The sequence below is a fragment of the Agromyces cerinus subsp. cerinus genome, assembly GCF_900142065.1.
GTDB classification, from domain to species: Bacteria; Actinomycetota; Actinomycetes; order Actinomycetales; family Microbacteriaceae; genus Agromyces; species Agromyces cerinus.
This window is the reverse complement of the sequence record NZ_FSRJ01000001.1, coordinates 669,368-682,748: the sequence shown is the minus strand read 5'-3', so window position 1 is coordinate 682,748 and position 13,381 is coordinate 669,368. Positions and strand designations below refer to the sequence as shown.

Below are 13,381 nucleotides of genomic sequence, written 5' to 3'. Positions count from 1 at the left end.
CGGATTCAGAGTCCACCTCCGCCATTTTATGAGAAATGACTGAACTTCATAAGAGTTAGCGAGTATTTTATGAATCAGGACGATATTTCATACCTCGGCCATGGCGGAGTGTGATCCCGCATGGCCGCCGCGTGCAGACTCCGCCGCTACGCCGGCACCGAGTGTGTGATGCGTCCGCCGAGCAGGGTCGCGGCAACCGGCATGGTGCGCAGTTCGTCGACGGATGCCGCGTACGGGTCGAGCTCGAGCACGGCGAGATCAGCGCGCATTCCCGTGCGCACCGTCGTTCCCTGCCCGCCGGTCGACGCGGCGAGCGCGGCACGTGCTTCGATCGCCTGTTCGGGATGCCACGGCTCGCGCCCGTCGCGGGTGCGACCGACGGCTGCCGCGATCGCGACCCACGGGTCGAGCGGCGCGACAGGCGCATCGGAGCCGAGGGCGAGTTCGACGCCCGCCGCTGCGAGATCGGCGAGCATGAACGCCCGGTCGGTGCGCCCCGCCCAGTAGCGTTCGGCGACGTCGCGGTCGTCCATGGCGTGCTCGGGTTGCACGCTCGCGACGATGCCCAGCCGTGCGAACCGGGCGACGTCGTCGCGGCGCAGCAATTGCGCGTGCTCGATCGAGCCGGTGCATCCGACCACTTCGAACGCATCGAGCACCCGGGCGTTGGCCTGGTCGCCGATGGCGTGCACCGCCGGGGTGATGCCGGCCCCATGGGCGCGGCGCATGAGCGGCACGAGCTCGTCGTACGCCACGGTCGCGAGCCCGTACGGGTGTTCGGCGGCGCCGAGGCCGGGATACGGGTCGAAGCACCACGCGGTGCGCGTGTTGAGCGAGCCGTCGGTGATGACCTTGTAGCCGGCCACTGTGACGAGCCCTGAAGTGCCGGACACCTCGTCGCCGGTGCGGAGCCCCTCGGCGATCGCGCGGTCGAGGTGCTGCGTGTAGATGCCGAACGACACGCGCAGCGCGTCGACTCCCCCTGCGACCCGGCGCGCCCAGTCATCGCGGTTCCACCGCATCTCGTACTCGGTGACGCCGACCACACCTCGGGCGGCTGCCCGGTGCGCGGCATCGGCCACCCATCCGTCGAGCACGGTGTCGGCGACGTCGTCGATCTCGCGCACGAGCCGGAAGCAGTCGTCTTCGCGGAGCACTCCACTCGTGCCGGCGAGCCCATCACTCACGCCGTACCGGCGGACGGCGGCGGAGTTCAGCCAGCAGGCGTGCAGATCTGCGGCGACGAGCACCACGGGCACCTCGCCCGAGACCGCGTCGAGCACCGCACGGGTCGGGGCGTCGGCCCAGAGGCCGTCGCGGTAGCCGAAGCCGATCACCTCATGGTCGCCGCGGTCGACGGATGCCCCGACGAGACGCGCGACGGCCGCCGCCGACTCCGCACCGGCCAGATCGAGCCGGCGCGAGACCATGGCCCACTGGGAGAAGTGCACGTGCCGGTCGTGGAGGCCCGGCACGACGAAGCGCCCATCGAGATCGAGACGACGGATGCCGCCGGGCGACTCCTCCCCTGCCGGAGTCTCACCGGTCGGCGCCACCGAGACGACGCGGCCTCCGGCGAGGTGCAGGTCGACGACCTCGTCGGCGCCGGGCAGCCGTGCGCCGGCGAGAATCAAGGGCTCGGCGGCATCCGTCGCGCCGGCGGGCCCGAGCGAGCTGTTCGCCGCCGCACTCATGCCCTGGCCGCCCGCATCGCCTCGTGCGTGCGGCGCATCTCCGCGGCGAGCGCGGCGCTCGCGTACGGGCCGTCGCCGTCGAGTTCGGCGATGATGCGCTCGACGGTCTCGACCGGGCGATTCTGGCTCATCTTGTTCTTCGCGACATACCGCGTGATCGGGATGCGCAGCCCGACGGTGCCCGCGGCGATGCGGTCGGCGTACTCGGCGTTCTCGGCGGTGCCGCGCATGCGCCGGGGCTCGGGCATCAGGTCTTCGAAGTGATCGACGAGCGCTTCGAGCACCCGCAGGTTCTCAGCGTCCGAGAGTAGTTCGGGGGTGCCGTACAGGTGGGCGGAGACGAAGTTCCAGGTCGGCACTGCGGGCTTCGCGTCGTACCACCCGGGTGAAATGTATCCGTGCGGCCCCTGGGCGATGATCATCACCTCGTGACGGCCGAGCTCGTGCACGATCTCATCGGGGCGACCGACATGGGTGAGCAGTGCGATGCCGTCGGCCGTCTCGTCGAGCAGCACCGGGTAGTGCGAGGCGACGAGGCCCGAGGCATCCGTCATGCTGACGATCGTCATCCACGGGTGCTCGCGCACGAGGCGCTTCACTCCGTCGTCGCTCGCAAGGGTGAAACTGGGGTTCTGGCGCATGCGGCTCCTTCGGCGGATGTCTCGGTCAGGCCCGGCGGGTCTCGGTCATGCCTGGCAGTAGGGGCACCAGTAGAGCTTGCGGGCGCCCATCTCCTCGAGCACGATGTTGGTGCCGCAGACCCGGCACGGCAGACCCTCGCGCTTGTACACCCAGTGCCGGTCGTCGCGGCTGGCCATCGCGGCGCGGTACGCCTCGGGGTCGAGGTCGTCCATGGTCATCATCTGACCCGTCTCGACACCGATGCGCAGCAGCTTCGCCCAGTCGCGCCACAGGTGACGCACGTGCTCCTCGGGCACGAGCTTGCCGGGTGTGTGCGGGTTCTGCTTGGCGCGGAAGAGGAGTTCGGCCCGGTACACGTTGCCGATGCCCGCGACCACGTTCTGGTCCATGAGCAGGAGGCCGATCGGGGTCGCCGTCTTCAGGATCCTGCGGGTGAAACGCTCTTCGGCCTCGGGCCCGTCATCGAGCAGCGGGTCGGGTCCGAGGCGGCCGACGACAGCCTCGACCTGGGCCGGGTCGAGCACCTCGCAGGCGGTCGGACCGCGCAGGTCGGCGCAGATCGTGTCGGTGAGGAGCCGCACCCGCACCTGGCCGATGGGCTCGGGCGGGAAGGTGTCGAGGCCGTTGCCGTCCTTCTCCTTCTCGGACTCCGACATGCGCAGTCGGGTCTTGCGGGGCGCGCCGATCGACTGCAGCGAGTTCTCGCCGGCCGAGTCGAAGACGACGGCATCGGGGTTCGGCCGGTCGAGGAAGGTGCCGGCCTGGTTCGTCTGACCCATGCGCCCGTTCGCCGAGGCGATCGTGGCATCCATCAGGATCTCGCCGGCGAAGTCCCACGCCCCGTACATGCCGAGGTGCACGCGCAGCCAGACGTCGCCCTCGAAGCCGAGGAACATCTGCTTGCCCACGGCCCGGGCATCGGTCATGCGCCGGCCGTCGATCTCGGCCGCGCCCGCGGCGAATCGCCCCTGCGGGCTCGACGCGCGCACGACGTGCCCGACGAAGTTGCGCTCGAACTGCCGGGTGATGCGGTGGACGGAGTGACCCTCGGGCACGTCAGAGTCCGCTGGTCGAGCCTGTCGAAGCATCCTCAGCCTGTGCTGAGCCTGTCGAAGCATCGACGCCCTTGCCCGCGATGTCGCCCGTCGTCTCGTACTCGGCGAGTTGGGCGATGCGGCGCACGTGGCGCTCGTCGCCCGAGAAGGGCTCGGCGATGAAGGCGTCGATGTACCGGATCGCCTCCTGCACGGTGTGCTGGCGGGCTCCGATCGAGATGACATTGGCGTCGTTGTGCTCACGGGCGAGCATCGCGGTGTCCATGCTCCAGACGAGGGCCGCGCGGATGCCGCGGACCTTGTTGGCCGCGATCTGCTCGCCGTTGCCCGAACCGCCGAACACCACGCCGAGTGCGCGCACGCCCGATGCCTGATCGCGCGCGACCCCGAGGGCTGCGTTGATGCAGAACGCCGGGTAATCGTCGAGGGCGTCGTACTCCGCCGGTCCGTGGTCGACGACCTCGTGACCGCCGTTGGTCAGGTGATCGACGAGCGTGCGGCTGAATTCGAGGCCGGCGTGGTCGGTCGCGATGTGGATGCGCATGCGCCAAGTCTATGGATTCGCCGCCCACGTGACCGCACGCCCGTGCGGGTGCGCCCAGGCGCGTTGCACCCCGTCGACGGCGAGCACGAGGTCGCTGCTCTCGTTGGGCACGTCGTCGCGCACGCGGATGCCGCGGACCACGCTTCGCCCCTCGACCGAGAGCCAGTGACCGGGCAGCTCGCTCACCTGCTCGACGAACGCATCACGGCCCGCCTCATCGAGGTACATGAGCACGGCCGTGTGGAAGACGACGAGCGTGGCATCGGAGGGAGCGGATGCGGCGAGCGCGGCGAGATGCTCGTTGAGGTCGCCGCTGACGAGGAGCGGCGGGGTGCGGGCCGCGATCTCGGCGGCGGCACGCAGCCGGGCCCGGCGGTCGTCGTGCTCGGGCCACACCAGCGCGTCGAGCCAGTCGACATCGGCGGCCGACCGCACGTCGAGCGGGTGCAGGTCGATGCCTGCGCGCCACACGACCTCGGGCATGCCGGCGGGCACCGGCGTCGGCACGTCTCCGCGCAGCTCGCAGTCGAGCACGACGGCGCTCGGCCCGTCGACGGGGTCGAGCTGCGGATGGCCCGCATAGCGGTAGCTGTACCGGTCGGGGTAGAGGCAGAGCCCCGCGGATGCCCCGACCTCGATCAGTGCGATCGGGCCCTCGATACTGCCGAGTACTGGCAGGTGCAACGCGCAGCGCGCAGCCTCGTTGGTCTGCGTCGCGTGGGTCAGCGCGACCTCGCGCACCGCGCCCCAGTGTTCGGCGAGCCACTCGGCGAATGCCGGATAGGCACCGCTCGGGGCGCCGAGCAGGCGCGCGGCCGAGAAGACGAGGTTGGGCTGCCGCTTCGGCGGCGGCAACTCGTCGATGAGGGCGAGCGTCGAAGCATCCGTCGCCACTCCCGCTGCCCACGCCTCGTAGGTGGCGGACATGCCGCGCGCCTCGACCTCGGCGAACGAGCGGTACCGGTCGGCGGTCGACGCGGATGCATCGGTGCTGGTGCTCATGGCGTCACGCTACTCCGGCGGCGAGCGCGCGTGCTTGCTCGCTTGCGTACGGCACAGCGGTACACAGGCGATCGCGGGGTACCGGCCCGTAGAATCGTCGGATGCCCTCCGACGCCTCCGCCTCCGTCAGCGCGCCCACCATCGACGCGCGCGATCTCGAGACGACCCTGCGGGTGCTCGCCGCACTCAGCGAACTCGACGAGGACGACCCCGACTTCGAGACCGTGCGCCACGCCACGGCCAAGATGTTCAAGGCGGTCAAGGTCGCGCGCCGGCTCCAGAAGCGGCGCGTCATCCAAGACGCCGACCGCGCCGTGATCGCCGCGACGGCGACGGGCGCGCCGACCCGCATCGACGACGAGACCCGAGGCGCCGACCTCGTGAGCGGCACCGACGCCCGCACCGCCGGCGAACTGCAGGTCGCCCGCCCCTGCTACATCTGCAAGCAGCGCTATACGCTCGTCGACGCCTTTTACCACCAGCTCTGCCCGAGCTGCGCGGCCATGAGCCACGCCAAGCGCGACGCCCGCACCGACCTCACCGGCAAGCGGGCCCTCCTCACCGGCGGTCGCGCGAAGATCGGCATGTACATCGCGCTGCGCCTCCTGCGCGACGGCGCGCACACGACGATCACGACGCGGTTCCCGCGCGACGCCGCCCGGCGGTTCGCCGCGATGCCCGATGCCGGCGACTGGCTGCACCGCCTGAAGATCGTCGGCATCGACCTGCGCGACCCCGCCCAGGTCATCGCGCTCGCCGACGACGTTGCCGCGCAGGGGCCGCTCGACATCCTCATCAACAACGCCGCGCAGACCGTGCGCCGCTCCCCCGGCTCCTACTCGCCGCTCGTCGAGGCCGAGCTGTCACCGTTGCCCGACGGCCCGATGCCCGAGCTCGTCAGCTTCGGCCACACGAACGACGCGCACCCGCTCGCGCTCGCCGACTCGGTGTCGAGCCACCCGGTGCTCTCATCGGGCCTCTTCGCCGGCACCATGACGGCCGACGACCTCACGGCGCTCGCGCTCGCCCCCGGTTCGAGCTCGCTCGCGAAGCTCGCCGACCGCACCGCGATCGACGCCGGCGGTCTCGTGCCCGACCTGCACCACGAGAACAGCTGGAGCGCGGTCGTGCAGGATGTCGATCCGCTCGAGATGCTCGAGGTGCAGCTCTGCAACACGACGGCGCCGTTCATCCTCGTGAGCCGCCTGCGCGCGTCGCTCGCCGCGTCATCCGCTCGTCGGACCTACATCGTGAACGTCTCGGCCATGGAGGGCGTGTTCAGTCGCGGCTACAAGGGGCCGGGGCATCCGCACACCAACATGGCGAAGGCGGCCATGAACATGCTCACCCGCACGAGCGCGAAGGAGATGCTCGCCGACGGCATCCTCATGACGAGCGTCGACACGGGCTGGATCACCGACGAGCGCCCGCACCCCACCAAGGTGCGCCTCGCTGAAGAAGGCTTCCACGCCCCGCTCGACCTCGTCGACGGCGCCGCACGGGTCTACGACCCCATCGTGCGCGGCGAGGCCGGCGAAGACGTCACCGGCGTGTTCCTGAAGGACTACTCGCGCGCCGACTGGTGATGCGTCAGCCGGCGGACGGGCATTCGTCTCGGAACGCTGTCACGTTCTGATCGCCCCCGTAACCCGAGTCACCGCATACGTAGCCGAAGTCCCACTGCCGCTCTCCCCCACAGGCGTCGAACCCGATGGTGCTTCAGTCCTGCTCACCGAACTGCGCGTCTCCGGAAACGAGGATCCGCGACTCGTCGAAATCGACGAAGAACGAGAACTGATTCCGCACCTCCCACGTTGCCTCACCCGTGTAGCGCTCGTCGGTGAATCCGTCGATGCAATAGGCGCCTGAGCCTTCCCGAACCGAACGCCCGACCGGGAACCCCGTCAATGACGCTCGACCGTCATCGAACAGCTCGACGACCACATCGTCCGGGAAACACTCACCCCGCTGCGTCTCTTCGTCCCACGAGCATGATGTCTGCGCCTGCCACACCATCGGCGGTTCGAACTCCGGAGTATCCGACGAACAACCGGTGAGCAGACTCATCAGCAGAAGAGCCCCAAAGGGCGCCACATGCGAGAGTTCACGTTCGTGAGGTTGACGGTGCTCTTCCGTTCTCGGCGGGATCGCGGTTGGTCCCCCACCGTACGTGCTCCTTTTCGCAATCCTCGTTGGGCACTCGACTCTGATCGTTGACTCGACTCCGGAACCTCAGCGATACCATTTCAGGTCATCCGGCATCTCCCCGCCGTTCACTCGGATATGGCGGCGAACACCCCTGCGCGCTTTGTGCCAGCCCGGAATCCGGATTGCCGTGAGCACAAGGGTCGTCGTGCCCATGAGCCAGAAGAAGCCCGCGACACACCAAGCGCCAATGCTCTCGGTGCCGAGCTTGTTCAAGACGAATACACCGACTCCGACGAGTCCAATCGCGAGGACGATCGATGGATACGGATTGTGCATGGCCGGACCCCATGTGACGCCTGGCCGGCGTTCACGATAGCCGCGCGGATCAACGCCACGGCCACGGGACTCCTCGACAACGGCGTCCAGCTCGCTCGACTCGGCAGCCTTTCGAGAATCAGCGAACCAGCCATCTTCTGACCAAGGGAGCTGTACCTCCGGGTGATTTTCCTGCCATCGCTGCTTGCGTTGCTGTTCGCTCACCAGCAGGAGTCCTCTCGCATCAACACCACGTCCCGGCCTAACCTCGATGCGAACGCGGCCACTGGGTCTCGAGCCACTCCTGCCGCAATGGCACCGTAGTGCTCAACGAGCGGTGACCACAGTTCATTTGCGTCAATCGACATGGCGCCGCCAATTTCGGAGAAGGTCGGAGATGCCCTTGATCTCTCCTGGCGGCATCGCAATCGTGCCAAGTGGGTAGGGGCGGCGGTACGGGAGGAATGAGAACGCCCCGCCCGGTGCTCCCGCGAGAGTCACGGTAATCGCATTGCGACGCCCAACATAGAAGGCGGCCTCGCCGAGATCGACTGCCTCGAGATCATCCGCAGCCAAAGTGGCGATCGCATTCGGCTCGCCGTGAATTCGATAGAGATTCAGCGCGTTCGATTCGACGGCCATGACGAAGAACTCATCCGAACCTGCTGCCAAGACGCTTCGCCCGAGATGTATGCGCAAACCCTCTGGGAGATCGAGTGCTCGACGACAGAGAATCACCGTGCCCGCCGAACGAGCTCGCACGAATCGGAAGCGCATGGCCCTCGGTAGTCCGAAGATGACCGCCATCAGGATGACGATGATCACGACGATCACTGCACCGAGGGCGACGGCTTCGACCGCTTCCCAACCGCGGGAGGTGGATTCCACGAACGCACCAGCGATTCGCACGACCTGGGCGACAGCGAGGGGGATGGCGATCAGGATCGACCACAGCCAGAGCCGACTCGAACGCAGGGTTGCAGCCCGCTGCGGTGGAGCGCTATTCAGCGTCTTCGTCCGATCCAGAGCTCGTCCCACCATTCCAGCGCCCTTCAGGCTCGCAGCAGCGCGTCGGACACCGAGACATGTTCGCCAACGCTCACCAATAGCTCGCCTGTGAAGCGCTCCGGCCGGGACCACACTCGAAGTTCGACTCGGCCGAGCGCCTCCCGCACCGAAACCTTCGATGCGGTCTCCCGTTCGAGGGTCATTCGCTCGATTGCGCCGTGAGACCAACGGACGCTCACCGATCCCGCGGTCTCGTCCCAAGTCAGCGAAACGACATCCCCATCATTCGCCCACGATGTCAACATGAGTACTCCAGCAGGACCCGGCTGAACGTCCATCGGCATGCCAGCCAGCTCACTGATCTGCGGCACGCTCAGTCTCTGGGCCATTATCGCCCTCTCATCGGCATCAGGGTTGATATGCGTTCACAACTCGTTGGATGGCAACGAACCCAGCGGAGCGAAATCTGCCCTGAAGCTGTCCAACTCGTAGAGGTCACCGTATGGTCCATAGTGAGTTCAATCGAGACAAAAACGCCATCAGAATCAATGAACTCGTCCGCCGCAATACGTGAGACTCGGAACCGGTGTCCTGCCGCGCCATCGCGATGTCCTCACCGATCGGTCGCTCCCATCCTCGCGTGACCCTGCTCCGAGATTCCATCATCTGACCCGCCGAGGTTGATTCCAGCCGTGGATCCGAATGCAACGCAGAACGCAGCGAGCAGTCCGAGCACGAACACGACGCCAGCGGGGGCCGGCAACCCGAAGAGCCATGTCATCAGTTCGACTACGAAGAAGACGACACTTTGCTGCACCGCGTTGAGCGCCGAAAAGATGACGGGCCGAACCCAACGTTCCGCGCTGACGCGGCTCGTCAGCGCACTCGCCACCAGCCCGGTACCGAGGCCAACGAGACCGCCGAACCCATACCGAACGATGATGATGAGCACGATGGGAACGGCGATGCCGGGTTCGGCGGACTGCAACCGAAAGTCCGGCGACAAGCTGATTGCCCACAGCACCACGTCGAGCAAGGCGAGGGACATGACGCCGACCGCAACATAGACGAATTTCGGTTTCACTTGGTTCTCTCCAACTGACCAGCTCCAACGCACCTGCAATCAGCCCAGCAGCAGTGCTTCGTCGGACCAGACATCCTCGTAGCCCGCAAGACGCTCCACTCCTCCAGTGATGATTTCCGGCGGCGCTGCCGACCGCGGGCCGCCTCGGAACCGACAGAGGTGCGCATGCTGCCACGCTAGGGCCTTCACGGATGCGGAGGGAAGGCGCCGCGCCACCACGGCGCCGCATTCTGGGGGCGGCGGGCACCGCTCCACCGGCAGTAGGCTCGCGAGCGCCTTCCATGGAAGGGGGTCGCATGCTCCTGATCATCGTGTGCGGTGCACTCCTGGTCGTCGGCCTCGCGCTCACCGCGATGTGGTCGGGCGAGCGCCTCGTCGAGCCGCCGGCCCCATCGGCCCTCGTCACCGCCCGTACGGCGACAACTGAACCAGCGAAGCGGATGCCGCGGCACCTCGCCGGTCTGAAGGTGTACGTCTGGTGGGCGACCGTCTTCACGGTGCTCGGCACCGTCTCGGGCCTCGTGATCACCGGCGCCGGCGGGCGGCTCATCATGCGGCTGCTCGCCGAGACCTCGCCCCAGGCGACCGGCAGCATCACCGAGGCGTTCGCCCGGGTCGGTGACATCACGCTCGACGGAACCGTGTCGTACCTCATCTTCGGCGCCCTGCCCGCCGCCTTCGCGTCGGCCGCCGTGTACCTGCTGGTCGCTCCCTGGCTCCCGCCGGGTCGCCTCGGCGGGCCGACGTTCGGCGCACTGCTACTCGTGACCGTCGCACCGTTCGTCGAGCCGCTCCGCACCTCGAACTTCGACTTCGCGATCGTCGGGCCCGGTTGGCTCACCCTGCTGCTGTTCGCCGCGCTCGCCGTGCTGCAGGGTGCGTTCCTCGCGGCGCTCGCCGGCCGCCTCAGCCGGAGCCTGCCGCTCCTCACCCGCGATCGGTGGCTCGTCCCGGTGTCGCCGCTCCTCGCGGCGGTCGTGCTCGTGCCCGTCGGCGTCGTGCTCGCGGTCGGAGCGCTCGTGGCGTTCATGTTCCCGCGCGCGCTGCCGTGGATCCTCGCAGCCCGGGCTTCCCGGCCCGGGGTGCTCGTCGGCCGAATACTCCTCGCCGTAGCGGTGATCGTGTCACTGCCCGCGTTCATCGGGGCGGTGGTCACGATCGGGCAGCGCTGAGCCGCGGCATCCGCTCGCCTGCTCATCCGCCGCAGGTCCGTGACCGCGGGCCGCCCGAGAGCTAGGCTGATGCACATTGCCTGCGGCCACGAGCCGCGTCGATGACTGCCGAAGGAGCAGACGTGCCCGGAGAGAACCTCACCCGAATCGAAGCCGAGGAGCGTGCTGCGCTCGTCTCGGTGCGCGACTACGACGTCGTGCTCGATGTCACCACCGGTCCGGAGGTGTTCCGCACCCAGACGACCGTGCGGTTCACCGCGACCGCGGGTGCGTCGACGTTCATCGACGCCATCACGGCGACCGTGCACTCGGTCACCCTGAACGGCGTCGCGCTCGACCCCGCCGAAGTGAGCGACGGCGTGCGCATCCAGCTGCCGAACCTCGCCGCCGAGAACGAGCTCGTCGTCGTCGCCGACGGCCGCTACATGAACACCGGTGAGGGCCTGCACCGCTTCGTCGACCCCGCCGACGGCGAGGTCTACCTCTACACCCAGTTCGAGGTGCCCGACTCGCGTCGCATGTTCGCCGTGTTCGAGCAGCCCGACCTGAAGGCCGAGTTCAAGTTCACGGTCACCGCGCCGTCGCACTGGCAGGTCATCTCGAACCAGCCGACGCCCGAGCCCGAGCTGCACCCCTCGGGCCGCCGCGCCGACGACGTCTCGACGGCCACCTGGGCGTTCGAGGCCACCCCGCGCATGTCGAGCTACATCACCGCGCTCATCGCAGGCCCCTACGACGTCGTGCGCGACGAGCTCACGAGCTCCGACGGGCGGGTCATCCCCCTCGGCGTGTTCAGCCGCAAGAGCCTCTCGCAGTACCTCGACGCCGACTACATCTTCGAGAAGACGAAGCAGGGCTTCGAGTACTTCGAGTCGAAGTTCGACGTGCCCTACCCGTTCGCGAAGTACGACCAGCTCTTCGTGCCCGAGTACAACGCCGGTGCCATGGAGAACGCGGGCGCGGTGACCTTCACCGAGGTCTACGTGTTCCGCTCGAAGGTCACCGACGCCATCAAGGAGCGCCGGGTCGTCACGATCCTGCACGAGCTCGCGCACATGTGGTTCGGCGACCTCGTCACCATGAAGTGGTGGAACGACCTGTGGCTGAACGAGTCGTTCGCCGAGTGGGCGTCGACGATCGCCACCGCCGAGGCCACCGAGTGGCACCACGCCTGGACGACCTTCAACTCGATGGAGAAGAGCTGGGCGTACCGTCAAGACCAGCTGCCCTCGACGCACCCGATCGTCGCCGAGATCCGCGACCTCGAAGACGTGCTCGTCAACTTCGACGGCATCACCTACGCCAAGGGCGGGTCGGTGCTCAAGCAGCTGGCCGCCTGGGTCGGCATCGACGCGTTCTTCACGGGCGTCTCGGCGTACTTCAAGAAGCACGCCTGGGGCAACACGACCCTCGCCGACCTGCTCGGCGAGCTCGAGGTCGCCAGCGGCCGCGACCTGTCGGCCTGGTCGAAGCTCTGGCTCGAGACCGCGGGCGTCAACACCCTGCGCCCCGAGATCGCGACGGATGACGCGGGCACGATCACTGCCTTCACCGTGCTGCAGTCGGCGCACCCCGACTACCCGACGATCCGCCCGCACCGCGCCGCGATCGGCTTCTACAACCTCGTCGACGGCGCGCTCGTGCGCGAGCACCGCGTCGAGCTCGACATCGACGGCGAGCGCACGGATGTCGCGGAGCTCGTCGGCCTCGCACGCCCCGACCTCGTGCTTCTCAACGACGACGACCTCGCCTACGCGAAGATCCGTCTCGACGAGGCGTCGCAGCAGGTCGCGATCGCGAACCTCTCGAAGATCGAGGACCCGCTCGCGCGCGCCCTCGTCTGGAGCTCGGTGTGGGACGCCGTGCGCGACGCCGAGACGAGCGCCAGCGACTACCTCGAGCTCGTGCTCGGCAACATCGCGAGCGAGACCGAGTCGACGACGCTGCGCATCATCCTCGCGAACGCGCAGCTCGCGGCGAGCGCGTACGTCGCTCCCGAGCACCGCTCGGAGGCGCGCCGCGCCCTCGCCGACGGGTTCTGGCAGCTCGCGCAGCAGGCTGCGGCCGGCAGCGACGCCCAGTTCCAGTTCGTGAAGGCGTTCGCCTCGATCGCCGAAGCCGGTTCGCACGTCGACGCCCTCGCCGGCCTCTTCGACGGCTCGATCACGCTCGACGGCCTCGACATCGACACCGACCTCGGCTGGGAGCTGCTCATCGCGCTCGTCGCCGCAGGCCGCGCCGGAGATGCCGAGATCGACGCCCGACTCGAGTCCGACAAGACCGCCACGGGTCAGGAGTCGGCCGCGCACGCCCGCGCGGCGACGCCGACCGCCGAGGGCAAGCAGCGCGCGTGGGCGTCGGTCATCGACGTCGACACGGCGACGAACTCCGTCGTGCGCACGACCGCGACCGGCTTCGTGCGGGCCGACGACCAGTCGCTGCTGACGCCGTTCATCGAGCGCTACTTCGGCATGCTCGACGGCATCTGGAAGAGCCGCAGCTACGCGATCGCCGAGAAGCTCGTCGACCTGCTCTACCCGGCGCCGCTCGCCAACCGCGCGCTCGTCGAGGCCAGCCACGCCTGGCTCGCGGCGAACGCCGACGCGGCGCCCGCGCTGCGCCGCCTCGTCGTCGAGAACGTCGCCGGCGTCGAGCGCGCACTCGCCGCGCAGGCGCGCGACGCGCAGTAGCACCCCGCACGGCCGCTCAGGGCGGGT

Annotated in this window: 13 protein-coding genes; 3 read left to right on the top strand and 10 right to left on the bottom strand. The window is 68.4% G+C overall.

The features are described from left to right. Window positions 1-146: 146 nt before the first annotated feature. The 5 genes from BUR99_RS03040 to BUR99_RS03020 are packed head-to-tail and all read right to left on the bottom strand — an operon-like array spanning window position 147 to window position 4,937. Window positions 147-1,694, bottom strand: a complete 1,548-nt coding sequence (locus tag BUR99_RS03040; RefSeq protein WP_074258864.1) for an amidohydrolase — start codon at window positions 1,692-1,694, stop codon at window positions 147-149. Next, window positions 1,691-2,335 (bottom strand): FMN-binding negative transcriptional regulator, encoded by a 645-nt coding sequence (locus BUR99_RS03035; RefSeq protein WP_074258863.1) that lies wholly within the window; start codon window positions 2,333-2,335, stop codon window positions 1,691-1,693. The genes BUR99_RS03040 and BUR99_RS03035 overlap by 4 nt, the downstream gene beginning before the upstream one ends. 45 nt (window positions 2,336-2,380) lie before the next feature. Continuing rightward, a complete protein-coding gene (locus tag BUR99_RS03030) occupies window positions 2,381-3,391 on the bottom strand; it encodes an Fpg/Nei family DNA glycosylase (protein WP_074258862.1) in 1,011 nt (336 codons plus the stop codon). Between the two features lies 1 nt (window position 3,392). Further along, entirely contained in the window at window positions 3,393-3,935 is a 543-nt protein-coding gene (locus BUR99_RS03025) for a ribose-5-phosphate isomerase (RefSeq protein ID WP_074258861.1), read from the bottom strand. 9 nt (window positions 3,936-3,944) lie between these two features. Next, window positions 3,945-4,937, bottom strand: a complete 993-nt coding sequence (locus BUR99_RS03020; protein WP_074258860.1) for a DUF2332 domain-containing protein — start codon at window positions 4,935-4,937, stop codon at window positions 3,945-3,947. A gap of 101 nt (window positions 4,938-5,038) precedes the next feature. On the opposite strand from BUR99_RS03020, the gene BUR99_RS03015 reads away from it, so the two are divergent. Further along, complete coding sequence (locus BUR99_RS03015; RefSeq protein WP_074258859.1) at window positions 5,039-6,523, top strand: SDR family NAD(P)-dependent oxidoreductase; 1,485 nt, start codon at window positions 5,039-5,041, stop codon at window positions 6,521-6,523. Between the two features lie 133 nt (window positions 6,524-6,656). Here BUR99_RS03015 and BUR99_RS03010 read toward each other — a convergent pair whose 3' ends face one another. The 5 genes from BUR99_RS03010 to BUR99_RS02995 all read right to left on the bottom strand — a co-directional run bounded on the left by BUR99_RS03010 (window position 6,657) and on the right by BUR99_RS02995 (window position 9,492). Further along, the gene (locus tag BUR99_RS03010; protein ID WP_143231411.1) at window positions 6,657-7,004 is read right to left on the bottom strand and encodes a hypothetical protein; all 348 of its coding nucleotides are present in this window, start codon (window positions 7,002-7,004) and stop codon (window positions 6,657-6,659) included. Between the two features lie 165 nt (window positions 7,005-7,169). Then, window positions 7,170-7,625: a hypothetical protein gene (locus BUR99_RS19840; protein ID WP_143231409.1), complete on the bottom strand. Its 456-nt coding sequence runs from the start codon at window positions 7,623-7,625 to the stop codon at window positions 7,170-7,172. Window positions 7,626-7,757: 132 nt separating this feature from the next. Then, window positions 7,758-8,441, bottom strand: a complete 684-nt coding sequence (locus BUR99_RS03005) for a hypothetical protein (RefSeq protein ID WP_143231407.1) — start codon at window positions 8,439-8,441, stop codon at window positions 7,758-7,760. Between the two features lie 11 nt (window positions 8,442-8,452). After that, a complete protein-coding gene (locus BUR99_RS03000; protein ID WP_074258856.1) occupies window positions 8,453-8,797 on the bottom strand; it encodes a hypothetical protein in 345 nt (114 codons plus the stop codon). Window positions 8,798-9,021: 224 nt separating this feature from the next. Further along, on the bottom strand, window positions 9,022-9,492 hold the full coding sequence (locus tag BUR99_RS02995) for a hypothetical protein (RefSeq protein ID WP_143231405.1): 471 nt from the start codon (window positions 9,490-9,492) through the stop codon (window positions 9,022-9,024). A 296-nt stretch (window positions 9,493-9,788) separates the two neighbouring features. On the opposite strand from BUR99_RS02995, the gene BUR99_RS02990 reads away from it, so the two are divergent. Together BUR99_RS02990 and pepN are read left to right on the top strand one after the other, a co-directional pair. Continuing rightward, on the top strand, window positions 9,789-10,664 hold the full coding sequence (locus tag BUR99_RS02990) for a hypothetical protein (RefSeq protein WP_074258854.1): 876 nt from the start codon (window positions 9,789-9,791) through the stop codon (window positions 10,662-10,664). A 122-nt stretch (window positions 10,665-10,786) separates the two neighbouring features. After that, a complete protein-coding gene (gene pepN, locus BUR99_RS02985; RefSeq protein ID WP_074259445.1) occupies window positions 10,787-13,354 on the top strand; it encodes an aminopeptidase N in 2,568 nt (855 codons plus the stop codon). Window positions 13,355-13,381 lie beyond the last annotated feature (27 nt).